The sequence below is a fragment of the Williamsia sp. 1135 genome (assembly GCF_002095395.1).
Lineage (GTDB): Bacteria > Actinomycetota > Actinomycetes > Mycobacteriales > Mycobacteriaceae > Williamsia.
This window is the reverse complement of the sequence record NZ_MJEI01000080.1, coordinates 1-25806: the sequence shown is the minus strand read 5'-3', so window position 1 is coordinate 25806 and position 25806 is coordinate 1. Positions and strand designations below refer to the sequence as shown.

Here is a 25806-nt window from a genome sequence, read left to right as displayed (position 1 = left end):
CGCTCAGCGCGGACCTTCGTAGGAGACATCATGAAAAGTGTTCACAAACAAGCACTGCGACGTATCGGAACGTGTGGGCTGACCGCGACGGCACTTGCCGCCGTGGTGGCGAGCGGGCTGGGCGCCGGCACGGCTGCAGCCGCACCCGTGCCGACCGGCGGCACCGCGGGCAAGGTGTACGCGAACATCGGCCTGCCGGATGATCGGTGGGTCACCGGAGCGGGATCGGCCAACCGGTTCACCTATTGGACCAACGCCGCAGCAGACCGCACCGAACTCAGCAGCGCTGCGATCTACTTGCCGAACGGCACTGCCCCCGAGGGTGGTTGGCCCGTGGTTGCGTGGGCCCACGACACGGTCGGCCTCGCCGACAAGTGCGCTCCGTCGTGGTCGGGGAAGACGGAGTCGGCAGCGCGGTGGAACGACATCACGCCGTGGTTGAAGAAGGGCTACGCGGTCGTCGCCTCGGACTACGCCGGGCTCGGCACAGAGGGCAAGTTGCCCGACCTGCAGACGACGATCAAGTCCGACAACATCATCGACGCCGTCAAGGCAGCGCACGACATCGCTCCGGACCTGTCCGCCAAATGGGCCGTCAACGGCAACGGCAGTGGTGCCACGGCCGCACTCGCGACCGCCCGCAACGCCGTGAAGCTACAGGGTCCGGATCTCGATTTCCGCGGTGCGACGGTCACCAGCGTTCCGGCCGACCTCGGTGCCCTCGTCTTGAACGCAGGCCCCGGCTTCATCCCGGTGCCCTTGCCCACCGATCTCACCGCCGAGGTGCTGTACGCCGTTGCCGGGATCCGGGCCTCACACCCGGAGCTCAACCTCGACTCCTACCTCAGCACCGAAGGTCGCGCACTCACCGACAAGGCCGTCAAGGTCTGCTCGGCCGAACTCCAGCGCGCAGTTGCCGGAACCAGTTTGAACGAGCTGTTCACGAAGCCGGTGGCGTCGATCCCCAACCTCGGGCCGATCGTCGAGGCGTACCTGGGTGTGCCCGACAGCGGATTCGCCAAGCCGGTGTTCATCGGCCAGGGCCTACTCGACACGACTGTCGTGCTGCCGTACACGCTCGACTTCCTGAATCGGGTGCAGGCCACCGACCGCACCGCAACGATCCGGACCTACCCGGTCGACGGTCCGGGCACCTCGGCCACGGCCCTGCCCGACGCCACGGCCTTCATCTCGAAGATCCTGGGCGGCTGACGCCGAGATGGATTTTCCCGGTTGGAAACTGCCGGAACGGAAGATATTCGTGGCGGCCACTGTCGCGGTCTCGGTCGCCGGCGCAGTGCGCTGGCGACCGGGCGTCGCAGCGGCCAAGCCCGCGGCCCTCGCGGCGCTGGCCGTCACGCTGGCACGCGGCACCCGCGGTCGCAGCGCACCCGACAACGCCTTGCTCGCACTGGCCGTCGGCGCATCGGCGGCCGGCGACTACGTCATGTACCGCGAGGAGTTCGCGACCGGACCGGAAAAAGACCGATCACTGCAGACCGGCGCGACGATGTTCGGCCTCGCACACCTCGCCTATCTGGGTGTGCTGACCCGGCACGGAGGCCGCCCGACGAATCGTCGCCTTCTCCCCCGTTTCGCCGTCATGAACGAGGTTGCCGCGCTGCTGATCCTGAATCAGCCGCGCATGCTGCCGATCCTGGGAATCTATGGTGGCACCTTGGCCACGATGGCGGCCACCGCCGCCGACCCGGTTCTCCTGCGTGGTTCGGGCACCGACCCGACCCGCCTGCTGGCGGCAGGCGGCATCGTCTTCATGGCATCGGATGCGACCCTGATGAATCGACGGTACCTACTGCGCGGCCCGCTCCCCCGCGCCCTCGCCGAGGCCACTGTGCTCTCCACCTACTTTGTGGCGCAGATGCTGTTGCTCGACGGCATGGACGCGCTGAGTCGCCGCGCCGGCTCCCACTGATCAGGCGGCGACCGTGTTCACGTGCCCCTTGTCCATCGGGATCACGAGCCACAGTGCGAGATACAGCACGAACTGCGGACCCGGGAGCAAACACGAGGCGATGAACGCCACGCGCACCAGATTCACATCCCATCCGTAGCGCCGCGCGATACCCGTGCACACGCCACCGAGCATCCGGCCCTGGGAAACCCGCACCAACTTGTCCATCACATCAACCTCTCGTCGACCGGGCGGAAATGGTCTCCCGCCTCACCTCATTCACGGTAGGGATCTGATGGCCTCGGTGGCATCGGGGAACGACCCTGATCTTCGGCGTCCCCTTCCCTGACCTCGAGGCCGGTTTTCCCTGATCCGCGTCTCAGGGAATCAGGCACATGCCACGATGGCCCAATGTCTTTCGTAGAGGTCGAACATCCCCGTCCGCACGTCGCCCTGGTAACTCTCAATCGTCCAGAACGCATGAATGCCATGGCGTTTGACGTCATGATCCCGTTCAAGGAGACGCTCGAGCAGATCAGCCGCGACAACGACATCCGCGCCGTGGTGCTCACCGGCGCCGGGCCCGGGTTCTGTTCCGGCGCCGATCAGAAGTCAGCGGGAAAGATCCCACACATCGACGGACTGACCGCGCCGACGATTGCCCTGCGGTCGATGGAGATGCTCGACGATGCCCTCGGCGCGCTGCGGGCAATGCATCAACCGGTCATCGCAGCGGTCAACGGCGCCGCGATCGGGGGCGGGCTGTGTCTCGCGCTGGCCTGCGACATCCGGATCGCCGGGTCGAGTGCCTACTTCCGGGCCGCCGGAATCAACAACGGCCTCACCGCCAGCGAACTCGGACTGAGCTTTCTGCTCCCGCGCGCGGTCGGCACCTCGCACGCGGCCGAGATGATGCTCACCGGGTGGGACGTGTCCGCCGAGGAGGCGGCCAGGATCGGACTCGTCTCCCGCTCGGTACCCGACGACGATCTGCTGACGGAGGCATACCGCATCGGGATGAGGATCGCGGAGTTGTCGCGGCCGGGTATCGAACTCACCAAACGCACCCTGTGGTCCGGCATCCAGGCATCCAACCTCGACGCCCACATCCAGGCCGAGGGTATGGGCCAGTTGTACGTCCGGCTCCTGACCGACAACTTCCAAGAAGCGACGGCCGCCCGTGCAGAGGGACGGCCGCCGAACTTCTCCGATTCGAGGTAGCGGGTTACTTCAGATCCTTGGCCGCTGCCTTGTCGGCGGCCTTGTCTGCTTTCAGAGCCGCTTCGACGTCGCCCAGGGTGTCCATGTCCTCGAGTTCCATGCCCTTGGTCTCGGGCACCTTGAGGCGGACGTAGAAGTACGAGGCGAACGCGCAGAAGGCGAAGAAGCCATAGATCCATGCCAGTCCGAGCGTCTCGTTCAGCTGCGGGAACAGCAGCGAGATCGTGAAGTTGGCAATCCAGTTGACGCCGGTGCAAACGCCCAGCGCCACACCGCGAATGCGGTTCGGGAACATCTCCCCCAGCATGACCCACATGACCGGGCCCCAGGTTGCCGCAAACGCGACAACGAACAAGTTGGCGCCGATCAGGGCCACCAGGCCCCAGGTCTTCGGTAGCGAGATGTCGTCGCCGGCGCCCTGCTGCTGCGTGAACGCCACGCAGGCGAGCACCAATCCGATGAACATTCCCACCGAACCGATCAGCAGGAGCTTCCGCCTGCCGATCCTGTCCACGAACAGGATGGCGCCGAAGGTCATGACGACGTTCACCACGGCGGTGATCACCGAGGTCTTGAACGATTGACTCTCGCTGAAACCGACCGACTGCCACAGGGTCGTGGAGTAGTAGAAGATCGCGTTGATGCCCACGAACTGCTGGAAGATGGCAATCCAGATACCGACCCACACCAGCGGGTGCAGACCGAACGACGGTCCGCGAATGTCCTTGATGGACACGTTCGATTCGCGCTTGAGGGTCAACCGGATTTCTTTCACCCGCTCCAGCGGATCGGCCTCACCGGTGACCTCGGTCAGAATCCGGGCAGCCTCTTCGTCCATGTTGCTGCCGACGAGGTAGCGCGGCGACTCCGGGATGAGGAACGCCAGGATGCCGTAGATGAGTGCCGGGATCACACCGACCATGAACATCCAGCGCCACGCCTCGATACCGAACCACAGGTCGTTGGCGGCACCGCCGGCACTGTCGGCGAGCAGGGCGTCCGAGAGCAGGGCGACGAAGATACCCATCGTGATGGCGAGCTGCTGCAACGATCCCAGCGCCCCGCGATAGCGGGCCGGTGCGATCTCCGCGATGTAGGCGGGCGCGATCACCGACGCGATACCGATGCCGAGACCGCCAATGACGCGCCAGATCAACAGATCTGGCACCGCCCAGGCAAGGCCGGTACCGATCGACGAGGCGATGAACAGCGCCGAACCGAGCAGCATCACCTTCTTGCGGCCCCAGATGTCGGCGAGACGGCCCGCGAACCACGCACCGAGCGCGCAACCGAGCAACGCGATCGCGACCGAGAAGCCCTTCATGAAGTCGTTGAGCTCGAAATGGGTGCCGATCGAGTCGACGGCGCCGTTGACCACCGAACTGTCGAAACCGAAGAGGAAACCGCCGACGGCGGCCGCGACCGTCACCCCGATCACCTTGGCTACGTGAGCCTCTCCCACCTGTGGTGAGGGCGAACTCTTGCTCGCATTTGTGGACATCGGGGGTAACCCACCTTCCGATCGGCGGCCGGCGTCATTGCCGGCGTCGGACACCTTCGCGTGACGTTACTCCTCGGCGCCTGGCCAGTTCGTACGTCCTGTATAGAAAGTCGGTCACAATTCGAACACCCGCTCGCGGGTCCTGCGGTCCCAGTGGGTCATACGGTGGCCGCTCCCCCACACGTGGAGTACTGCGGGTTCACCATCGGGAAGAATGCGAGCGCGCCGATCTTCTGGTGGACGGTGAACTGGACGGCGCCGTGGCCCGTTCGCAAAGAACCCTCCCAGCTCGCCGAACGTCCCCGGGCCGGGATGATCACCTTGCCTCGAGCGCCCGTGGTCGTGTTCACCCACAGAACGGTCGTCTCCACGTTGTATTCGAAGAGGAAACCGGCTCGCGGGTTGTTGGCACTCAGGTAGAGCACCGGCCCCCTGGCACCGTCTTTCGGGAACTGCACGTTGTTGTAGAGGTCGATGTTGATGCGCAGCGGACTGCCGTTGCTGATGGGAGGCCCCCACGGATCGGCACTGTTGCAACTGATGGTGTCGACCAGGTTGGGTTCGGCAGCGGCCGGTGCGACCCCGACCACCGTCATCGCGGCCGCCGCCACCGCGACTGCTGCCCCCACCAGCGTCTTCCGTGCCTTACTTCTGACTGCTCCGATTCCCACCACGAACTCCCTCATCCCCGAGCCGAGTGTGTTTCCTGCCAGCATTGAACCAGCCGAGGGCGCGATTGTGCCGGGGAACTGCCCTATACGCTGGAGCGCGACGTATCCGAGCGGCGTTTGGAGGGCGACATGACCCGCGAGATCTGCATCGCACAAGACCCTGCGGCCGACGAGTTGTTGTCGAAAGACGACTTTGCGCTCGTCGTGGGCATGACCCTCGATCAGCAATATCCGATGGAAGCGGCGTTCAAGGGACCGCAGAAAATCGCTGAGCGAATGGAAGGTTTCGACATCCACCGCATCGCCGAGTCGGACCCGGACGAGTTCGTGGCGTTGTGTTCGGTGACGCCTGCGATTCACCGATTTCCGGGGTCGATGGCCAAGCGCGTACACGACCTCGCGACGGTGATCGTCGACGATTATGGCGGCAAGCCTTCGGCCATCTGGACCGAAGGCGACCCGGACGGTAAGACCGTGCTCAAGCGGCTCAAGGCGCTGCCTGGGTGGGGCGATATGAAGGCACGGATCTTCCTGGCACTGCTCGGCAAGCAACTGGGCGTAGACCCCAAGGGCTGGCGCACAGCCGCGGGCGACTATGGCAAGGCCGACTCGCGCAGGTCGGTCGCCGACGTTGTGGACAACGCCACCTTGCAAGAAGTCCGCGAATTCAAGAAGAAACAAAAAGCCGCCGCCAAGGCCAAAGCCGGGTGAATGTGCCCGGGGGTTACGGCAACGCCCTAGGCTGAGGCCATGGATGCCAAATTGGTGATCGAGATCCCAACTCGGCTGGGGTTCGCGGCAGCGGGGGCAGCACTGTCGGCTGTCGAGGCGAGTGTGGCCCTGAGCCGTGTCGCCGTCGAGAATGTGCACTACGAGATCTCCGCGGCGATGGGTCTGCGGGACAGTCCGGCCTTCCGCAGTCCCCTGCAGTTGCTCAACCAACTCGGCGAGCTGCTGGAAGAAGACCGCTCGCTGGGCCGGATCCTGGCCCGCGGCGGTCCACTCGATCGGCTACTTGCCGAAGACGGGCTGGTCGAACGCGTACTGGCCGACGACGGGGTACTCGATCAGATGACGGAAGCGGGTGGACCGCTCGATCGTCTGCTCTCCCGCAACGGACCCGTGGACCGGATGCTGGCCGAAGACGGGGTCCTGGCCAAGCTCACGAAGTCGGGCGGCCTGCTGGACCGGCTGTCCGAGGACGAGGGTTTCCTGGACCGCCTCACCGCAGATGAAGGTCTGCTCGAGCAACTCGTGGGCGACAACGGCGCAATCGAGCGCACCATTGCGCCCGGCGGCCCCATCGACCGGCTCTCGGACCTGGTCGAGATGATCGGCCAACTGGCGCCGAGCATCGAAAAGCTCCAATCGACGGTGGACGAACTCAACGACGCCGCCGAGACGCTCAGCGTGGCCGTCACCCCGCTCGGTGAACTCGTCGGGAAGCTGCCGAAACGCCTCGTCCGGAGTAAGAACGGCACAGGCGAACACTGACGGCTTGGCCGCAACGGAAACGCCGACGGCTCTACCGCCGCGCGAGAACAGCGCGGCGTCTACCTACTACTCGAGACGATCTGGTTCCAGGCGATCGAGGCACCGAGAATCTCCATGTAGTTGTCGATGTCGCCGACAGCGGACTCGGCGGCATGAACGCTGATCGCGACCGTGTCACCGATGCCGTGCACGGCGTGAGTCAACCCCATCACCGGCGAGAGCGCGGGAAAACCGGTGGTGAACACGACCGGAGCGTCTCCGAAGGTCAGGTCGGCCGTGCCACGGTTGACGCTGGAGACGACGGTGTTGCCGGTCACCGATTCGGGCACGTGCGTCGGATCGAACTGCGCCACACCCCATCGCAGCAGGGGTGCGGGCACTGCCGCGAACGCCTCGTCACCCGCCCGCAGCGCCGGGTGGTTGTTACGCAACTGCCGCTGCCCCAAGGCATCCGCGATGTGCCTGGACCGTACTCCCAGGTCGGCGGTGTCGGCATAGAGGCCGATGCCGACGTTCCGAAAGTGATTGCGAGACAGTGGGGCGCCGGACTTGGCCATCGTCACCTCGGCACCGAGAGTGGTCGGGTCCTCGCCACATTCACGGAGATAGTCCGAGAGTCCGAGTGAGATCGCCGTGAGCGCACTGACCGTCACGGTCGGCCCGGGAAAGTCGTCGCGTCGGCGCACGAGGGTGCGTACGGTCCGCACACCCTCGGGCCGGGTATTGGTCAGCAGCAGCGGCCGACCTCTAGCCTGTTGCGGCACAATACCTTTGACCATGTCATCGACGAGTCGCCGGTGCGTACGCGCCGCGTTGAGGCCACGCCAGCCCAGCGAGCCGATCTGAACCGGAAACCGCAGAGCCGCCACGGCAGCGGCCTGCACCGCCGAGTAGGCGTGCTCGGTGCCCCCCGGCCCTGGACCTTCTGGCCCGATGGGGCCGAACAGTAGGCGGGCCAGGCCCGAGGATCTCCTACCGTCGGCAAGGGCGTGGCAGATCTGCAGCACGACGACAGTCGCCGAGTGATCGCAGTGCGGGGTGTCGGCGATATGGGTGAACACGTGCAGCCGCCACGCCTTCTGGCGCGGGTCGAGCTGCGCATCCGCGAGCCCGGCGATCTCGTCGAGGCAGTTGCCCCAGGTCGGATCCTCGAGGTCGTGAACGATGACCTGGTCCCAGTCGGCATCGCACCGGACCCAATACGGGTAGTCCAGCGCGCAGTCGACGTCGGCGATCCGAAGCCGGAGATCAGGGATCGATCCGGCTCGCTCGATCACGAAATCGATTGCCGATTCCAGAGATTGCGGAGCGCGGTCGAACGCGTAGACCAGAAACTGGTCGTTGGGGATCTTCTCCGACATCCAGTACATCTGGGCGTCGGCCGGCGACATTCGCTCCATGAGGGAAACCTACCGCAGGGCACACGATCGCAAACCCGATTCTCCCAGGCGTACCGCTGGGGCGTTGACGTGCGTCGATTCAATAGAGCTATTGAAGATCGGCACATTTGACTTGGACAGGAATGAATCCGCCTCCTACGGTCAGAGTTATGACTCAGGTCACGCTTCTGGGTTTCCCGGGCGTGATCAGAGTCGGCAACGAGAGCACGCGCATCGACAACGCAAGGAATCGACCATGACAGCAACGGTAAATCGGACCGACGCCCTGACCGGGCAGATGATCATCGCAGGCACTTTCGTGACCGGCAGCGGCGAAACGATCCGTGGACTCGACCCGTCGACCAATGACGTTCTCGAGCCCGCTTACGCGTATGGCAACGATTCTGATGTCGATAATGCCTGCTCAGCCGCAGAAACGGCCTTCGACCACTACCGTGCAACGACGTCCGAGGCCCGCGCGGGCTTTCTCGAAGCGATCGCGGACAACCTGGAAGCCCTCGGGGACACCCTGATCAACCGGGCGGCCGCCGAGTCCGGGCTACCGATCGGACGCATCACCGGCGAGGTCGGCCGCACGTCCGGCCAGCTGCGTTTGTTCGCAGGAGTTCTGCGCGATGGCGGCTGGAACGGAGCACGTATCGATCCGGCGCAGCCCGATCGTTCTCCCCTGCCACACGCCGACATCCGCCAGCGCAAGATCCCACTCGGGCCGGTCGCCGTCTTCGGCGCCAGCAACTTTCCACTGGCCTTCTCGGTGGCCGGCGGCGATACCGCATCGGCGCTCGCCGCGGGATGCCCCGTGGTCGCCAAAGCCCATGACGCCCATCCCGGCACCTCCGAACTGGTGGGCCGCGCCATCACCGACGCCATCGCCCGCACCGGGATGCCGGCAGGCACCTTCTCCCTCCTGTACGGCTTCGGCCCGACCCTCGGCACACGACTCGTCACCGACCCAAGGATCAAGGCAGTCGGATTCACCGGATCTCGTTCAGGTGGAACAGCTCTCGTGGCCGCAGCAGCTGCCCGGCGGGAGCCGATCCCCGTCTACGCCGAGATGAGTTCCATCAACCCGGTATTCCTACTCGACAACGCACTGCAGACTCGCGGAGCAGAGCTCGGCAAGGCCTTCATCGGATCGTTGACGCTGGGCTCAGGGCAGTTCTGCACCAACCCCGGGCTGGTCATCGCCGTGGACAGCCCCGGATTGTCCACCTTCGTGGAGGCTGCCGGGGCCGCGATCGCCGACACCGTTCCCACCCCGATGCTCACCCCGACCATCGCGAGCTCGTATTCGGCCGGCGTCGAGGCTCTCTCGGCCGCATCGACGATCGAGGCCCAGGCCCCCGGCTCCGGCGCGCCGAACAGCTGTGGCGCTGCGGTCTTCAGCACCGACGCCGACACATTTCTGTCATCGGAAGTGCTGCAGCAAGAGGTGTTCGGCTCGGCGAGTCTGGTGGTCAAGTGCACCGACGCAGCGCAGGTCCGCGCCGTGGCCGGAGCACTCGAGGGACAACTCACCGCCACGGTGCACGCCGACGACGCCGACACCGACGACGCCTCGGCCCTGCTCAACGTCCTCGAACTCAAGGTCGGGCGAATCCTGTTCGACGGATGGCCCACCGGGGTCGAGGTCGGGCACGCGATGGTTCACGGCGGCCCGTATCCGGCGACCTCGGATTCTCGCAGTACCTCGGTCGGTTCACTGGCCATCGAACGCTTCCTGCGCCCAGTCGCCTATCAGGACGTCCCACCCGCTCTGCTGCCGTCTGCGATCGCCGACGGCAACCCCGATCACCTGTGGCGCCGCATCGACGGCCGCCTCGTCCAGGACTGACCTCACCCCCCGCTCGATCAGACCACACACACCAAGGAGATACCCCATGCTCGACGGAGTCCTGTTCTTCCCCGTCACCCCGTTCACGCCTGCCGGCGACGTCGACTATTCGCTGCTCGCGCAGCACCTCGAGAAGGGCGTCGCGGCCGGTCCCGGCGGAGTGTTCATCGCTTGCGGGACCGGGGAATTCCACGCCCTCGGACTCGAGGAGTTCGGCCGGATCGTCGCCACTGCCGTCGACGTCGTCGCCGGTCGCGTGCCGGTGTTCGCCGGCGCTGGCGGCTCGCTGGTGCAGGCGAAGGAGTTCGCGGTCAGCGCCAAGGCCGCAGGTGCGGACGGCATCCTGCTGCTACCGCCATACCTCGTCACGATGCCGCCTGCCGGCCTGGTCGAGTACACCCGCGCCATCGCCGCTGCCACCGACCTGCCGCTCATCGTCTACAACCGCGGCACCGCCGTCTACAACGAGGCCGCGGCGGTGGAGGTTGCGCAGCTACCGACGGTCATCGGATTCAAGGACGGCACGGGCGATCTCGACAACGTCGCCCGCATCGTCATCGCGGTCAAGGATGCGCTGGCGCCGTCCGGCAAGGAGTTCCTCTTCTTCAACGGGTTGCCGACCGCCGAGATCACCCAGCAGGCCTACCGCGCCATCGGCGTGACCCTGTACTCGTCGGCGACATTCGCGTTCGCACCCGAGATCGCGCTGGCGTTCTACAACGCCCTCGAGTCCGGCGACGACGAGCTCGCGGAGGCGTTGCTGCGCAACTTCTTCCATCCGCTGGTCCGCCTGCGCAATCTCGTCCCGGGATATGCGGTCTCGCTGGTGAAGTTCGGTGTCACGATGGAAGGCATCGACGCCGGGCCCGTACGCGCGCCCCTCGTGGCGTTGACCGCCGAACACCAGCAGGAGTTGATCGAGATCACCGCGGCGGGACGTGCAGTCCTCGACAGTGCACTGGCCTCGGCCGTCGCGGTCTGATGAGCGCCGCACCGATCCGCATCACCGGGGCCCGTATCACCCCGGTCGCCTTCGTGGACCCGCCGCTGTTGAACACGGTCGGCGTCCACCAGCCCTACGCGCTCCGGGCGATCATCCAGCTCGACACCGATGCCGGACTGGTCGGACTGGGTGAAACCTATGCCGACACCGCCCACCTGGCGCGGCTCGAAGCGGCCGCCGACGCCATCGTCGGTCAGGATGTGTTCGCCCTGGGCGCCGTCCGGCAGGCCATCGACGCCGAGCTCGACACCCTCTCGATCACCGGCGGCGACGGCGTCGCGGGGATGATCACGACCGCGAGTACGACCGACCGGGTCCTCTCGCCTTTCGAGGTCGCGTGTCTCGACGTGCAGGGCAAGGCGCTGGGTCGACCGGTGTCCGATCTGCTCGGCGGCGCGGTGCGCACCGAGGTGCCGTTCAGCGCGTACCTGTTCTACAAGTGGGCCGCGCATCCCGGTGCCGAACCCGACAGTTGGGGCAGCGCCCTCGATCCTGAGGGTTTGGTCCGCCAGGCACACCGGATGATCGACGAGTACGGCTTCAAGGCGATCAAACTCAAGGGCGGGGTCTTCCCTCCCGAGCAGGAGATCGCGGCGATCAAGGCGCTGCGCGCGGCCTTCCCCGACCTGCCCCTGCGGCTCGACCCCAATGCCGCGTGGACGGTCGACACGTCGATTCACGTGGCGTCCGAGTTGGCCGGCGTGCTGGAGTACCTCGAGGATCCGACTCCGGGACTCGAAGGAATGGCCGAGGTCGCCGCGGAGGCAAAGATGCCGCTCGCCACCAACATGTGCGTCGTCGCCTTCAATCACCTCGAACCATCCGTACGGCAGAACTCGGTGTCTGTGGTGCTCTCCGACCACCACTATTGGGGTGGCCTGCAGCGATCGCGACTGCTCGCCGGCATCTGCGACACCTTCGGCCTCGGGCTGTCCATGCATTCCAACTCGCACCTGGGGATCAGCCTCGCAGCCATGGTCCACCTGGCTGCGGCGACGCCCAACCTCTCGTATGCGTGCGACACCCATTGGCCATGGAAGAGCGAGGACGTCGTCAAACCCGGCGCGTTGTCCATCGTCGACGGCGCCGTGCCGGTCCCGACTGCTCCGGGGCTCGGAGTCGAGATCGACGAGGACGCACTTTCTGTCCTCCACCAGCAGTATCTCGACTGCGGCATCCGCGATCGTGATGACACCGGGTACATGAAATCGATCGACCCGTCGTTCGAAAACACCTGCCCACGCTGGTAGCTTGGCGCTCCGCGGCCCGACGAAGCGCGTACATTGATCCACTGGGACGCGCACGCGTCTCCTTCCGATACCAGGAGTGGATCAATGTTCTCGCTGGCCCGCCTCACGTGCTTCATCGCTGTCGCCGAGGAACTCCACTTCGGTAGGGCAGCCGAGCGCCTGCACATGACGCAACCGCCCCTGAGCAGACAGATCCAGCAGCTCGAGAACGAACTCGGCGTTCAGCTCGTCGACCGGACGAGCCGTTCGGTGACGCTGACGGCTGCAGGCACGGCCTTTCTGCCCGACGCCCGTCGCATCGTCCGCCTGTCCGAGAGCGCGGTGCTGACCGTCAGACGGGTGCCCGCCGGCGACCTCGGCACCGTGATCATCGGATTCACCGGGGCGTCGGCGCACGCCGTCCTACCCAGGCTGCTGTCAACTGCGCGCGAGAAACTTCCCGACGTCAAACTGGTTCTCCGCGAGATGGTCTCATCCGCCCAGATCGAGTCGCTGTCCGGAGGCGAACTCGACCTGGGGCTCGTCCGGCCCATCATGACCCGCCCCGGGATCAGTAGCAGGCCCATTCATCACGAGCGGCTGATCGCAGCGCTGCCCACCGACCACGAACTGGTCGACGCCGAGCATCTGACGATCGAGGACTTCGACAACCGTCCGGTGGTGATGTACTCCCCCGTCGACGCCAGATACTTCCATGAACTGCTGATCAGCACCTTCACGATCGTCGGCGCCACACCGAGATACGTCCAGTACGTGACGCAGGTACACACGATGCTGGTCCTCGTCCGGTCCGGCCTTGGGATGGCGCTGGTTCCCGAATCAGCGGCCACCATGCACCCTGAGGGCGTGGTCTTCAAAGAGGTGACGTCGGTGCGGGACCGGCCGGTGCAGATGAATGCCGCCTGGCGCCCGGACAATCAGAATCCGGCCCTGGCCAGACTCATGGAAGACGTGCTGCCGCAACGAGAGTGGATCTGACCCCCGGCTCCCCGGAGTTGGTGGGTTTTGGTGAGGCCGACCTGGGGCAAATTCATACGGTCAACGCAACACTGACTGCTTGGAGGTTGCGATGGGTAGACGTCCGTTTGATATTGCTATTCGGTTTGGGTTCTTCGATCTGCTTTGCACGGGGTCGACGAAGGATTTTGCGGCTCGGGTGATGGGCGTGTCGAACAGCACTGCCGACCGCTGGTGGGCGAATGCTGGCGGCATGACACTGATGAAGGGCGGAGTAGGCGGCCTGGCGGTTGTGGTCGACGACGATGGCACTGAGGCGCGTGGGCATCGACTGGGGTTGGGCGAGCGGATCGAGATCCAGTCCGCGCTGCAGCGCGATCTGGGCGTCACTGAGATCGCGATGCTCATAGGTCGGCCGCGGACGACGGTGTGGCGTGAGATCGGCCGCAACTCGAACGCCGACGGCACGTATCACGCGCTGATGGCGCACCAGCGATCCAAGGTCAATGCGTTGCGGCCTAAAGCATTCAAGCTCGATGGCCACCCCGAACAGCAGATGATGGAAGACTCATTTGACGACGGGTGGAGTCCCAAGGTTGTGTCGCATTCGCTCAAGGTTCAGTTCCCCAACGACAAGGCGCATCAAATTAGTTACGAGACGCTGTACAACACGTTGTACGTCCAGTCGCGTGGGTCGTTACGGGCGGACCTGTACAAGACTCTGTCCACCAGTAGGCCGGCGCGTAAGTCGCGAATCAGCGCGAGTCGACAGGGCAAAATCTACGACAAAGCCCTCAAGATCGTTGACCGCCAAGACGTGAAAGCTCGTAAGGTTCCGGGGCATTGGGAAGGTGACCCGATCATGGGGTCCGGTGGCACAGCGATCGGGACGTTGGTCGAACGAACCTCCCGGTTCGTGATCTTGCTGCACCTGCCGGGCAATCACCAAGCCGATACCGTTGCTGGCGCGATGATCACAGCGATGGGAGACTTGCCCGCCCACATACGGCGATCCATTACCTGGGATCGCGGCACCGAGCTCGCCGCCTACGACCGGATTCAGCTTGAACTCCAAGCGCCTGTGTACTTTTGCGATCCACACTCACCGTGGCAGCGCGGTAGCAACGAGAACACCAACCGGCTTCTGCGCCACTGGTTCGCCAAAGGCAGCGACCTGAGCGTGCACACCGCAGCCGACGTCGCCCGCGTCGCTGCGACCCTCAACAGACGGCCGAGGGAAACCCTGGAGTGGAAAACTCCGGCCCAAGCCTTGACGGAACTACTTGCCGTACACGCCGCCGCCTAAGTAAATCCATACCCCGTCCCTGCCCTCGAACCGGAAGCAAGAGCAACTACCCCAAGCCACTCCACAGGCGACGCGGGTCGATCACCCACGCCGCCAGCCCGGAGTCTTCCAAGCCCGTCAAGAAGTCACCGCTAAGACCAGCTCGTTGCGTTGACCACTTGACTTTGCCTGGGGAAACGCTCGGCAGAACCCACCAATTCCGGGTCAGACAGCTGAGCGCACCGGGGGTTTGACGGCCGTGACGGGGCACTGGGCGTCGAGCAGGACCCGCTGCATGGCACTGCCGGTCAGCAATTTGCCGACCGGTGAGCGGCGGCGGATGCCGATGACGATCAGCTCGACGTCGTCGCGGTACGACGCATCGATCAGGTTGTCGGCATGGGACAGATCCGGGTCGTTCGGCTCGAGCTTGACCACGACGTCCGCCGCGTCGGCGGCGTGGCGAGCGGCGGTCAGGTCTAGATCGAACTCGGGCGTCGCGGCGCTGTCGTCCTCGGCGATGACCAGGAGATCGGTGCCACGCATTCGAGCCTCCGCGAAGCCGAAGCTCAGCGCACCGCGGCCCTCGATGGACGAGACATAGCTCAAGACGACGCTCATGAGTGCACTCCTGACGTGAACTTCGGTTGCAGCACAGGGGTTGTGAGTGTCCCGTGCTCGAGATACTCATTCAGGTTCGCCAACGTCAGCGCCTCCATCGCCGCACGGGTCTGCGTGGTCCCGCTGCCCACATGGGGCAGGAGCACGACGTTGTCGAGGTCGAACAGTTCGGCGGGCACGTTCGGCTCATCGGCGAAGACGTCGAGACCCGCACCCGCGAGGCCACCGGAGGTCAGCAGCTCCACCAGCACCTCCTGGTCGATGACACTGCCGCGGGCCACGTTGATCAGGTAGCCGTCGGGACCGAGTGCTTCGAGCACCACGCGATCGACCAACTTTCGCGTGCCCTTGCCGCCTGCCGCGGCGACCACCAGGACATCGACCGACGCCGCGAGTTCCACCGGGGACGCTGCGTATCGAAACCGCGAATCCGGGATCTCGTTGCGGTTGTGGTACGCGATGTCGCAGCCGAATCCGACGAGCCGGTCGGCGATGGCTGCGCCGATCCGGCCGAGGCCGATGATGCCGACGCGAGCCCCGCTCACCTTGCGGGACAGCGGGACGTTGCCTTCGCGCGGCCAGCGGCCTGCCCGCACGAAGCGGTCCGCGGCGGAGAAGCCGCGGAGGGTGTCGATGAGCAGCCCCAGGGCGGTGTCGGCCACACAGTCGGTGAGGACGTCGGGTGTGTTGCTGACCCCGACTCCGCGCTGTTCCGCGAGCTCGACGTCGGTGGTGTCGTAGCCGACACCGAAATGCACGATCGCGCCGAGGTTCGGCAGGTCCGCCATGAGAGCGGCGTCGACTCCGGTGCGTCCCGAGGTGACCACGGCACGAACAGCGTCTCCGTGCTCGGCGAGGAACGCGGCCCTGGTCTCATCGGTGGGCAGCAGGATCGCGTCGTGGTCGACGGCCAGCGACTTGGCGAGTGAAGGCTTCAGTGGGCCGACTTGGAGCACCCGATCAGCCTGTTTCACAACCGATTTCGCATCTCTTGTCGCGGCTGTTGCTGCGTTCACCATCGCGCCTCCTGACGGCAGGGCAGAACCATCGTGGTCCACCACTGGGCTACATGTACGTTATGCCGCCCCAGGAATACCTGTCCAACTCGTAAATAACATCAACTGATACCCAAACGGCATGATTCGCTCGGCACCGCTCGTCGGACGTTCCAGGCCATTCGGGGAACTGGCTGGTCACGCAGTATATTTACAGTGATTCAAGTCACCAGTTCGGCGCCCCGGTGATGGTCATCATCGGTCAAAAGGGCCGTTTGCAGGCGTTTTGGCCTGTTGACGCGTTCTCGGAGCACTCCTACGTTGTGGCTACCGTCACAAACGGCAGCGTCCGACGACCGACGCGATTCATCTTCACAACGGAGGAACCATGCACGCCGCAGCCCCGATGCAGCCGGCTTCCCGACGCACCCTGCGCGCTGTCGTGGCTGCCGCCGCAGTCGCCGCACTCGCCACCGGATGTTCTGTCGCCAACACGACACAGACCGACGCCGCCGACCCCAACACTCTTCGCATCGTGCTCCCCCAGGAGCCGCCCACACTCGAACCGTGCGACGCCTCGCTGACCGCCACCGGCCCGGTGGTCCGTTCCAACATCACCGAGCCACTCATCGAGCGCAATCCTGACAGCGGCGACCTCGAACCCAAGCTCGCCGACTCCTGGGAGCAGACCTCGCCGAACACATGGACCTTCCGCATCCACGAAGGGGTGAAGTTCAGCGACGGCACCACCTTCGACGCCGAAGATGCCGCCTTCTCCATCAACCGCACCATCAACTCCTCGATCGGATGCGAGGTCGACGGATACGTCTTCGGCGACGACGAACTCGTCGTCGAGGCCACCGATCCCGCCACGGTCACCGTCACCACGCCGACACCTGATCCCATTCTGCCGCTGCGTATCTCGTTCATCGAGATGGTCCCCACCACCACCGACGCAGGGGACAAGGTACGCATCCCGATCGGGACCGGGCCCTACCTCGTCGACTACTGGGACGCGGGCCAGAAGCTGGCACTCGCACTGAATCCCGAATACTCAGGTCCGACACCGGAATACACTCGCGCGGTGTACCAGTGGCGCACCGAGGGCAGTGTTCGGGCCGCGATGGTGACCAACGACGAGGCGGAGATCGCCACCTACCTCGGCCCCGAGGACGGCGCCGGCGACCTCGGGGTCTCCTACCCGAACAACGAGACCACCGCGCTGCGGATGCAGGCGGACGAACCACCGCTCGACGACTACCGGGTCCGCGAGGCCATCGACCTGTCGGTCAATCGTGACGGCATCATCAAGGCCCTGTTCCGCGGCCTCGGAGACTCGGCATCGCAACTCGTCGGTCCGAGCATCGTCGGGTTCAACGACGAGATCACGCCCACCCCCTACGATCTGAACCGGGCGAAAGAGCTTGTGGCCGAGGCCAAGGCAGACGGTGTCCCGGTCGACAAGCAGATCAAACTGATCGGGCGGACCGGAATGTTCCCCAAGATCAACGAGACCATCGAGGTCATCCAGAACTCCCTCGACCAGGCCGGCCTCAACGTGAAGATCGAGATGATGGACACCTCGGGCCAGATGCTCTACCAGATCCGCCCTTTCCCCGACGAAGGCCCGGTCATCCTGATGATCCAGCATGGCAACCAGGCCGGCGACGCCCAGTTCACCGCCGAGCAATACCTGCTCAGCGACGGCTACCAGAGCACCTACGGCACCGCCGCCTTCGACCGCGAGATCGAGACCGCACAGGAACAGATCGGCGACGCCCGCCAGGATGCCTTCGCGGCGGTGCTCGCCGACGAGCCACGCCTGATCCGGCAGTACGCCTACATCGCGCACATGAACGCCGTCCTTGCCAAGGCATCGACCGTTGCCTACCAACCCAATTCCGCGACCGGCGACGAGATGCGCCTGGCCGAGATGACCCACGCCACCGCGTCCGGCAACGACTGACATCCGCCGTGAGCCCACTCGCGCTCTTCAGCCCACTCGAAGGATCCACCATGACCAGTCCCACTCAACCGAGAAAGCGGTGAGAGATGTTCGCCTTCCTGCGACGCCGCATGTACACCAGCCTCATCCCACTACTGGTCGTCCTCTTCGGTGTCTTCCTGCTCGCCCGACTGACCGGTGACCCCACCAACCTCTACCTACCGGTCTCCGCCACCCCCGACCAGCGCGCCGAGTTCGCCGCCGAGAACGGCCTCGACAAGCCCGTCTGGAACCAGATGCTCGACTATCTCGGTGGCGTCATACACCTGGACTTCGGCGAGTCATTGCGCACCGGGGAGTCCGCCGCCGGAATGGCCCTGCGCGCGTTCCCGGCCACCCTGCAGCTCGCGTTCTTCACCATGCTGCTGGCCATCGTCGGCGCAGTGATCCTCGGATGCTGGGCGGCCCTGCGGCCGAACTCCCTCGCCGACCGCCTCTCGTCACTGCTGTCGATGACCGCGGCCAGCGTCCCCGACTTCTGGTTCGCCATCACCGGCATCTGGATCTTCGCCGTGGTGTTCGGGTGGTTGCCCACCTCGGGCACCGGCAGCACCCTGTCGTGGATCCTGCCGATCGCGACCCTGCTGATCCGGCCGCTGGGTGTGTTGACCCAGGTCGTCCGCGGAGCGATGGTGCAGGCCCTGTCGGCACCCTACGTTCGACTCGCCCGCAGCAAGGGCGCAGGCGACTTCCGGGTCGTCACCCACCACGCCCTGCGCAACGCCGCCGCACCGGCATTGACCGTCGCCGGCGATCTCGCCGTCGCCCTCGTCAACGGCGCGGTGGTGGTCGAGGCCATCTTCGGGTGGCCCGGCATCGGCAAGCTGATGATCGATTCGATCCTGCAACGCGACTTCGCGGTGTTGCAGGCCGCGGTCCTGCTGACCGCCGTCAGCATCTTCATTCTCAACGTCGTCATCGACGCCGGATACGCGCTGCTCGATGCGCGGGTCCGCGAAAAGGTCAAGGTCTAGGAGAACGACATGTCGATTGCCACCGGACCCACCGAGTCCACCGTCACCGACCCCACCGGGTCTCTGGTCGCACCCACCGACCTCGCCGGCGATTCCGTCGCCACCGGCAAGGTCCCGTCCGGCAAGATGCCGCTCTGGCGTCTGCTGTTGCGGGACCCGATGGCCACCGTCGCCGCGGGAATCCTCACCTTCGTCCTGCTGGTCGCGGTCTTCGGGCCGTGGCTGGTCGGCAATGCCGCGACCGACCAGAATCTGGACGAGTCGAACCTGGCCCCGTTCAACCTCGACACCGGCTGGATGAACGTCCTGGGTACCGACCCGCTCGGCCGCAGCATGCTGGCCCGGCTGATCGTGGCCTGCCAGACGACGATGATGGTTGCGCTACCCGCAGTGGTCATCTCGGGCGTCATCGGATCGGTGATCGGCATGTGGGCCGGCTACCACCGCGGCTGGCGTGAGACCACCGCGATGCGGGTCGCCGACGTCATCATGAGTTTCCCCTCGTTGCTCCTGGCCGTCGTCGTGCTCTACGTGTTCTCACCGAGCGCCGCAAACATCGTGCTGGTGCTGGCCTTCACCCGGATCCCCATCTACCTGCGCACCGCCCGTGCCGAGTCGGCCGAGCTGCAGAGCCGGATCTTCGTCGACGCCGCAAGGACATTCGGGGCGAGCAGCGGATCGATCATTCGCTCCCACGTCTTCCCCATCCTGCTCCCGACCCTGCTGACCGTCGCCACGCTCGACTTCTGCTTCGTGATGCTGGCCGAATCATCGCTCAGCTTCCTCGGCATCGGCATCCAGCCCCCGGACATCAGCTGGGGCCTGATGGTCTCGCAGGGCCGTACCTATCTGCAGACCGCATGGTGGCTCTCGTTCTTCCCGGGACTGGCCATCGTGGTGACCACCGTGTCGGCCACCATCCTCGCGGCCTGGGCCCGGATCGCCACCGATCCCGGTCAGCGCTGGCGCCTGACGGTGCCGCGTGCCCGCCGCCGTCTGTTCTCCTCACGAAAGGCAGTCGCATGAGTGCTCCCGCCATCGACAACCCGACCGCCACGGCCGCCGACGACCGCATCGCGCTGGACGTCTCGGATCTGACCGTCGATCTGCGTACCCCGACAGGTGTGGTGCGCGCCGTCGACCACGTGTCGTTCGTCGCCCGCCGTGGTGAGACCCTGGCCCTGCTGGGCGAATCCGGGTGCGGCAAGTCCATGACCGCGCAGGCGCTGGTGGGGCTGCTCGACCCCATCGCTGACATCACCGACGGCACGGTGCTGCTGGGCGAGACCAATCTGACGACAGCGAGCAAACGCACGCTCCGTCAAGTCGCGGGCACCGAACTGGCGATCGTGTTCCAGGACGCTCTCACCGCACTCAATCCCGTGTACACGGTCGGCACACAACTGGCCGAACCGTTCCGAATCCATCGCAAGATGTCGGCCAAAGCCGCCCGACGCGAGGCAATCCGGCTGATGGAACACGTCGGGATCCCCGAACCGGAATCGCGGATCGACTCCTACCCGCACCAGTTCTCCGGCGGTATGCGGCAACGGCTGCTGATCGCCATGGCCGTGGCCCTGAGCCCGAAGGTGCTACTCGCCGACGAACCGACCACTGCACTCGATGTCACCGTGCAGGCGCAGATCATGTCGCTGCTGCAGAATCTGCGGACCGAGTTCGACATGGCGGTCATCCTGATCACCCACGACCTCGCGCTCGTCGCCGAGCAGGCCGATCGTGTCGCGATCATGTATGCGGGCAACGTCGTCGAGACGGGGCCGGTCTCGGAGGTCTTCGCCAACCCGCGGCACCCGTACACCAAGGGCCTGCTCGATTCGGTGCCGGTGCACACCAAGCGGGGCGAGGATCTCAAGTCCATCGGCGGCACCCCGCCGGATCTGCACTCGATCCCCACCGGGTGCGTATATCAAGCGCGATGCCCACTGGCACAGGAGATCTGCTGCACTACACGCCCCGCACTGCAGTCGCTCGACACCGGACGCTCGGCAGCGTGCCATTTCACCGAGGAGGTCGGCAATGTCTGAATCAACCCCAGTCGCCAAGAAATCGAAAGTCCTCGAGGTCCGGGATCTCACCAAGACCTTCAAGGTGCCCGCCGGTAAGGACGGGAAGACGCAGCTTCGTGCGCTCGACGGGATCAGTCTCGATCTCGCCCGCGGTGAGACCCTCGGCCTCGTCGGCGAATCCGGTTGCGGCAAATCGACCCTCGCTCGGACCCTGATGATGCTGGAGCGCCCAGACGACGGCACAGTCAGCTGGGACGGTGTTGATCCCTACACCCTCGGCAGCAAGGACATGCTCGCCCTGCGGCGCCGCGTCCAGATGGTCTTCCAGGACCCGTACGCCTCACTGAACGCCCGGATGACAGCAGCAGAAATCGTCTCCGAGCCATGGCGGACACACAAGACGCTCTACAAGTCGAAGCGCGACCGGGCCGCCCGGGTCCGCGAACTCCTGCACCTGGTAGGACTGCGGCCGAGCGATGAGCACCGCTCGCCGCAGGAGTTCTCAGGCGGTCAGCGGCAGCGGCTCGGCATCGCCCGCGCGCTCGCGCTCAACCCGTCGGTGGTCATCTGCGATGAGCCCGTCTCCGCACTCGACCTCTCCGTCCAGGCGCAGGTGCTCAACCTCCTCAACGACCTGCAGAAGGAACTGGGGATCTCCTACATCTTCATCTCGCACGACCTGTCGGTCGTCCGGCACGTCGCCGACCGCGTCGCGGTGATGTACCTCGGAAGGATCGTCGAAACAGGACCGACCGAGACAGTTTTCGACAAACCCCTGCATCCGTACACCGAAGCGCTGATGTCGGCCGCCCCTACTCTCGACCCGAGCACCCGCCGGACGCGCATCATCCTCGAAGGCGAGGTCCCGTCGCCGCTGAATCCGCCGTCGGGCTGCCGATTCCGCACGCGCTGCATGCATGCCACGGCCGAATGCGCGGAGTCGGCGCCACCCGTTGCGACCGATGTGGCACCGGGCAAGTCGATCCGGGCCGAGCTGAGCGAGCCGTCCCACATCGCGGAATGCTTCCATCCCCGGAGCTCCGTGTCCCTGGGCATACCCACTGCGGTCGGGTGAGCGTCGCCGCCTTTTCTCTGGTGGCACTGGCCGTCTTCGCCGCCGCCTGCATGCAGGCGTCGATCGGGTTCGGGATGGGCATGCTCGCGGCCCCGATCGTGGCGCTCATCGAGCCGAGTCTGATCCCGGGCACCCTCATCATGTCGGCGGTCGTCGTCACGTTGCTGGTCGTGCTGCGAGAGCGGCAGAGCCTCGATCTGCGTGGCACCGGCTGGGCGTTGGCCGGCAGGGTGCCCGGCACCCTCGCAGGTGCCGCCCTGTTGCTACTCCTCCCCGAACAGGGCCTCTCGTTGTTACTCGCCGGGGTGGTACTGGCCGGGGTCGTGATGGCGACGATGGGATGGGCACCGGAGCCGCTGCGCCGCAACCTCGCCACTGCGGGCGCAGCGTCAGGACTTCTCGGCACGGCCACCTCCATCGGCGGCCCACCCATGGCGCTGGTGCTACAGGGCTCGACCGGTGCCCGGCTCCGCAGCAACATGAGCGCCTTCTTTCTGGTCGGCTCGATCATGTCGATCGCGGTCCTCGCAGTCGCCGGGGCGATCGAGCGGGAGAACACCGAGATGTTCGTGTTGCTCATCCCGGCCACCGTTCTGGGTTACGTCGCATCACGTTTCGTGAACCGGATCCTCGACCCGGCTCGTCTGCGGTGGCTCTCGATCGGGATTTCATCCGTCGGGGCCGTCCTGCTCATCGGACAACAAATTCTATGATCACCACCACCCGAAAGGCCGCAGGAATGACCACACACCCGAACTCGACGAGCCCCGGCGCGCCCGTCGTCACCGACATGCGCGTGATCCCCATCGCCGGCCGCGACAGCATGCTGCTCAACCTGTCCGGTGCGCACGCGCCATTCTTCACCCGAAACCTGGTGATCATCACCGACTCCGACGGCAACATCGGTGTCGGCGAGGTACCCGGCGGTGAACCGATCCGGCAGACGCTCGACGATGCCCGGCAGCTGGTCGTCGGCCGCGGAATCGGCGGCCACAACGCGGTTCTCGCCGACATGCGACGCACCTTCGCCGATCGCGATGCCGGGGGTCGCGGCAACCAGACGTTCGACCTCCGGGTCGCGATCCACGCCGTCACGGCGGTGGAATCCGCCTTGCTCGACCTCCTCGGTCAGCACCTCGGCGTGCCGGTCGCAGCCCTGCTCGGCGACGGACAACAGCGCGAACGTGTGCAGGCGCTAGGGTACCTGTTCTTCATCGGTGACCGAAACAAGACCGGGCTCGACTACGCCGACGGTGCCGGTGAGACCGACGACTGGTTCCGGCTCCGGCATCAGGAGGCGCTGACGCCGGAGTCGGTGGTCGCCCTCGCCGAAGCCGCGCAAGCCCGATACGGTTTCGCCGATTTCAAGCTCAAGGGCGGTGTGCTCGCGCCCCGTGACGAGGCGGACGCGGTCACCGCTCTCGCCGAGCGATTCCCCGACGCCCGGATCACCCTGGATCCCAATGGCGGGTGGTTGTTGTCCGAGGCAATCGAGACCTGCCGCGGTCTGCGCGACGTGCTGGCGTACGCGGAGGACCCCGTCGGCCCGGAGGGCGGCTTCTCCGGTCGCGAGGTGATGAGCGAGTTCAAACGCGCCACCGGGATGCTCACCGCCACCAACATGATCGCCACCGACTGGCGCGAGATGGGCCACACCATCCGCTCCGGAGCGGTCGATATCCCGCTCGCAGATCCGCACTTCTGGACGATGGCCGGCTCGGTCCGCGTTGCCCAGATATGTGACGCGTGGGGTTTGACCTGGGGGTCTCACTCCAACAACCACTTCGACGTCTCACTGGCGATGTTCACCCATGTGGCCGCTGCCGCCCCCGGGAACGTGACCGCCATCGACACCCACTGGATCTGGCAGGACGGCCAGCGGATCACCCAGGCGCCCTACGAGATCGTCGACGGGTACCTGACCGTTCCCGATCGGCCCGGCCTCGGCGTCGACCTGGACATGGACCAGGTGGAGGCCGCACACGAGTTGTACCTGCGTGAAGGCCTCGGTTCCCGCGACGACTCGGTCGGCATGCAATTCCTCGTGCCCAATTGGACCTTCGACAGCAAACGACCCGCTCTCGTGCGGGCCTGAACAGATCGGGACAAGCATGCGCGTGGTCATCGGCGATCGAAACCTGCTGCCACACCGGGAGCTCCTGGAGGGCTTGGTTCCCGCTCACACCGACCTGATCTGGCACGAAGTCTTCGACGAAGCTGCGATCATCGCCGACCTGGGTACGGCCGACGTCTACGTCGGCGGCAAGTTCACCACGGCGATGGCCGCCGCCTCACCCCGGCTGCAGCTGGTCCATGTTGCCGGAGCAGGTACCGACAACATCGCCTTCGCTTCGCTCGATCCACGCACCAAGGTCGCCAACACCTTTCACCATGAGGACTCGATCGCGGAGTACGTTCTGTCCACTGCGATCATGCTGCGGCGCGGATTCATTGCCCAGGACAGGGCCCTTCGCTGTGGCACCTGGTCGACCTCCGTGTACGACGACGCGCTTCCCCAGCCTCTGTCGATGAACGGCGCTCACATCGGGTTCGTCGGATTCGGGCACATCGGTTCGAAGAGCTGGAAGCTGCTCCGCGGTCTGGGATGCACCGGGTCCGCTGTGACCGGCCGCGGCACCGTCGATGCTGCGGCCGTCGGGCTGTCGTGGGCAGCTGACGCCGCCGGCCTGAACCGCCTGATGACCGAGTCCGACATCGTCGTTGTGTCCGCACCCCTCAATGACCACACCCGCGGGATGATCGGCACAACCGAGTTTGCGGCCCTCGGCAGTGACGGGGTCCTGATCAACGTCGGCCGCGGGCCGCTCGTGCAACAGCAGGCGCTCTACGATGCATTGCAGCGCAACCTCATCCGCGCCGCCGCCATCGACGTCTGGTACTCCTACCCCGGTCCCGACGGTAAGGGCGATCCCGGCAACCTGCCGTTCGCCGAGCTGCCGAATCTGTTGATGACCCCCCACTCGTCCGGGGTTACCAAAGACACCTTCGTCGGCCGTGTCCGCGACATCGCCGACAACATCCGCCGCCTCGACCGAGGTCTGTCTCTGGCCCGCACCGTCCACTGACCGGGCCCGAACAACGGCCGAGCGGGCCGAAACAACCGCCGACAGTGCCAATCCGACCGCCGACCGTGCCCTTCCGTGCGTTGACCGTGCTCTTGATACCGGGTTCCTGGGAACATTCGCCCCAGAGAATGACTCCTAAGAACACCACCGCACGCAAACAACCACATCACGAAGGGCACCATCATGGAACTCGACTCCGGATACGGATACAGCGACTACACCTGGGCATCTATCGAGGCCAACAGCTACGCGGATACCGCATGGCAGTCGGGCGATTACGACAGCTACAACTACTGGTCGGCTGAGTCCAACAGCGCCTGGGACACCGGCGTCGACATGTACGTCGGCGGCGCCGATGCCACCGGAACCAACACGTACAGCACCGGAGAGTCCTACTACGACGGCGCCTACTGAGTCCGATTCTCGATCGGCAGGGACTGTCTGAATAACGGTTGATCCGGTCATTGGTTCAACACGCCGAGCTGAGCTTGGCGG

25 protein-coding genes are annotated in these 25806 nt (G+C 65.5%); 19 read left to right on the top strand and 6 right to left on the bottom strand.

Annotated elements, in window-relative coordinates; all coding sequences use genetic code 11:
- The first annotated feature begins 30 nt into the window (after positions 1-30).
- Positions 31-1212, top strand: a complete 1182-nt coding sequence (locus BFL43_RS08550) for a lipase family protein (protein WP_084892140.1) — start codon at positions 31-33, stop codon at positions 1210-1212.
- A 49-nt stretch (positions 1213-1261) separates the two neighbouring features.
- On the top strand, positions 1262-1933 hold the full coding sequence (locus BFL43_RS08545; RefSeq protein WP_168176575.1) for a lysoplasmalogenase family protein: 672 nt from the start codon (positions 1262-1264) through the stop codon (positions 1931-1933).
- Here BFL43_RS08545 and BFL43_RS08540 read toward each other — a convergent pair whose 3' ends face one another.
- On the bottom strand, positions 1934-2140 hold the full coding sequence (locus tag BFL43_RS08540) for a PspC domain-containing protein (protein ID WP_084835068.1): 207 nt from the start codon (positions 2138-2140) through the stop codon (positions 1934-1936).
- A 183-nt stretch (positions 2141-2323) separates the two neighbouring features.
- Here BFL43_RS08540 and BFL43_RS08535 point away from each other — a divergent pair, with 183 nt between their 5' ends.
- Positions 2324-3133, top strand: coding sequence for an enoyl-CoA hydratase (locus tag BFL43_RS08535; RefSeq protein ID WP_084892138.1), 810 nt, complete (start codon positions 2324-2326; stop codon positions 3131-3133).
- 4 nt (positions 3134-3137) lie between these two features.
- Here BFL43_RS08535 and BFL43_RS08530 read toward each other — a convergent pair whose 3' ends face one another.
- Complete coding sequence (locus tag BFL43_RS08530) at positions 3138-4634, bottom strand: sugar porter family MFS transporter (RefSeq protein ID WP_084892137.1); 1497 nt, start codon at positions 4632-4634, stop codon at positions 3138-3140.
- Between the two features lie 158 nt (positions 4635-4792).
- On the bottom strand, positions 4793-5350 hold the full coding sequence (locus BFL43_RS08525) for a hypothetical protein (RefSeq protein WP_143695191.1): 558 nt from the start codon (positions 5348-5350) through the stop codon (positions 4793-4795).
- Between the two features lie 84 nt (positions 5351-5434).
- Here BFL43_RS08525 and BFL43_RS08520 point away from each other — a divergent pair, with 84 nt between their 5' ends.
- The gene (locus BFL43_RS08520) at positions 5435-6016 is read left to right on the top strand and encodes an HhH-GPD-type base excision DNA repair protein (protein ID WP_084892136.1); all 582 of its coding nucleotides are present in this window, start codon (positions 5435-5437) and stop codon (positions 6014-6016) included.
- A gap of 39 nt (positions 6017-6055) precedes the next feature.
- Positions 6056-6799: a hypothetical protein gene (locus tag BFL43_RS08515; protein WP_084892135.1), complete on the top strand. Its 744-nt coding sequence runs from the start codon at positions 6056-6058 to the stop codon at positions 6797-6799.
- Between the two features lie 59 nt (positions 6800-6858).
- Here BFL43_RS08515 and BFL43_RS08510 read toward each other — a convergent pair whose 3' ends face one another.
- Positions 6859-8199 carry a WS/DGAT domain-containing protein gene (locus tag BFL43_RS08510; protein ID WP_084892134.1) on the bottom strand — a complete coding sequence of 447 codons (1341 nt, stop codon included), beginning with the start codon at positions 8197-8199 and terminating at the stop codon, positions 6859-6861.
- Between the two features lie 235 nt (positions 8200-8434).
- Between BFL43_RS08510 and BFL43_RS08505 the strand changes: the two genes are divergently transcribed.
- The 5 genes from BFL43_RS08505 (at position 8435) to BFL43_RS08485 (ending at position 14549) form a co-directional block, all read left to right on the top strand.
- Entirely contained in the window at positions 8435-10033 is a 1599-nt protein-coding gene (locus tag BFL43_RS08505) for an aldehyde dehydrogenase (NADP(+)) (protein ID WP_084892133.1), read from the top strand.
- Positions 10034-10079: 46 nt separating this feature from the next.
- Positions 10080-11015 carry a 5-dehydro-4-deoxyglucarate dehydratase gene (locus BFL43_RS08500; protein ID WP_084892132.1) on the top strand — a complete coding sequence of 312 codons (936 nt, stop codon included), beginning with the start codon at positions 10080-10082 and terminating at the stop codon, positions 11013-11015.
- The gene (locus BFL43_RS08495; protein ID WP_084892131.1) at positions 11015-12286 is read left to right on the top strand and encodes a glucarate dehydratase family protein; all 1272 of its coding nucleotides are present in this window, start codon (positions 11015-11017) and stop codon (positions 12284-12286) included. The genes BFL43_RS08500 and BFL43_RS08495 overlap by 1 nt, the downstream gene beginning before the upstream one ends.
- Before the next feature lie 84 nt (positions 12287-12370).
- Positions 12371-13264 (top strand): LysR substrate-binding domain-containing protein, encoded by an 894-nt coding sequence (locus BFL43_RS08490; protein WP_084892130.1) that lies wholly within the window; start codon positions 12371-12373, stop codon positions 13262-13264.
- Positions 13265-13496: 232 nt separating this feature from the next.
- Positions 13497-14549 carry an IS30 family transposase gene (locus tag BFL43_RS08485; protein ID WP_240498145.1) on the top strand — a complete coding sequence of 351 codons (1053 nt, stop codon included), beginning with the start codon at positions 13497-13499 and terminating at the stop codon, positions 14547-14549.
- Positions 14550-14753: 204 nt separating this feature from the next.
- On the opposite strand, the gene BFL43_RS08480 is transcribed toward BFL43_RS08485, so the two are convergent.
- Together BFL43_RS08480 and BFL43_RS08475 are read right to left on the bottom strand one after the other, a co-directional pair.
- Positions 14754-15149, bottom strand: coding sequence for a universal stress protein (locus BFL43_RS08480; RefSeq protein ID WP_084892128.1), 396 nt, complete (start codon positions 15147-15149; stop codon positions 14754-14756).
- Complete coding sequence (locus tag BFL43_RS08475) at positions 15146-16168, bottom strand: 2-hydroxyacid dehydrogenase (protein ID WP_084892127.1); 1023 nt, start codon at positions 16166-16168, stop codon at positions 15146-15148. Before BFL43_RS08475 ends, BFL43_RS08480 begins: the two co-directional genes overlap by 4 nt.
- A gap of 382 nt (positions 16169-16550) precedes the next feature.
- Here BFL43_RS08475 and BFL43_RS08470 point away from each other — a divergent pair, with 382 nt between their 5' ends.
- The 9 genes from BFL43_RS08470 to BFL43_RS08430 all read left to right on the top strand — a co-directional run bounded on the left by BFL43_RS08470 (position 16551) and on the right by BFL43_RS08430 (position 25725).
- Positions 16551-18110: an ABC transporter substrate-binding protein gene (locus BFL43_RS08470; protein ID WP_143695198.1), complete on the top strand. Its 1560-nt coding sequence runs from the start codon at positions 16551-16553 to the stop codon at positions 18108-18110.
- A gap of 86 nt (positions 18111-18196) precedes the next feature.
- The gene (locus BFL43_RS08465) at positions 18197-19123 is read left to right on the top strand and encodes an ABC transporter permease (protein ID WP_084892125.1); all 927 of its coding nucleotides are present in this window, start codon (positions 18197-18199) and stop codon (positions 19121-19123) included.
- Positions 19124-19132: 9 nt separating this feature from the next.
- Positions 19133-20149: an ABC transporter permease gene (locus BFL43_RS08460; protein ID WP_084892124.1), complete on the top strand. Its 1017-nt coding sequence runs from the start codon at positions 19133-19135 to the stop codon at positions 20147-20149.
- Positions 20146-21168 (top strand): ABC transporter ATP-binding protein, encoded by a 1023-nt coding sequence (locus BFL43_RS08455; protein ID WP_084892123.1) that lies wholly within the window; start codon positions 20146-20148, stop codon positions 21166-21168. The genes BFL43_RS08460 and BFL43_RS08455 overlap by 4 nt, the downstream gene beginning before the upstream one ends.
- Positions 21161-22225: a dipeptide ABC transporter ATP-binding protein gene (locus BFL43_RS08450; protein WP_084892122.1), complete on the top strand. Its 1065-nt coding sequence runs from the start codon at positions 21161-21163 to the stop codon at positions 22223-22225. The genes BFL43_RS08455 and BFL43_RS08450 overlap by 8 nt, the downstream gene beginning before the upstream one ends.
- Entirely contained in the window at positions 22222-22938 is a 717-nt protein-coding gene (locus BFL43_RS08445; RefSeq protein WP_084892121.1) for a sulfite exporter TauE/SafE family protein, read from the top strand. The genes BFL43_RS08450 and BFL43_RS08445 overlap by 4 nt, the downstream gene beginning before the upstream one ends.
- Positions 22939-22964: 26 nt before the next feature.
- A complete protein-coding gene (gudD, locus tag BFL43_RS08440; protein WP_084892175.1) occupies positions 22965-24320 on the top strand; it encodes a glucarate dehydratase in 1356 nt (451 codons plus the stop codon).
- Positions 24321-24336: 16 nt separating this feature from the next.
- Positions 24337-25311, top strand: coding sequence for a 2-hydroxyacid dehydrogenase (locus BFL43_RS08435; RefSeq protein WP_084892120.1), 975 nt, complete (start codon positions 24337-24339; stop codon positions 25309-25311).
- Positions 25312-25494: 183 nt separating this feature from the next.
- Positions 25495-25725 carry a hypothetical protein gene (locus tag BFL43_RS08430; protein ID WP_084892119.1) on the top strand — a complete coding sequence of 77 codons (231 nt, stop codon included), beginning with the start codon at positions 25495-25497 and terminating at the stop codon, positions 25723-25725.
- Positions 25726-25806: the final 81 nt, after the last annotated feature.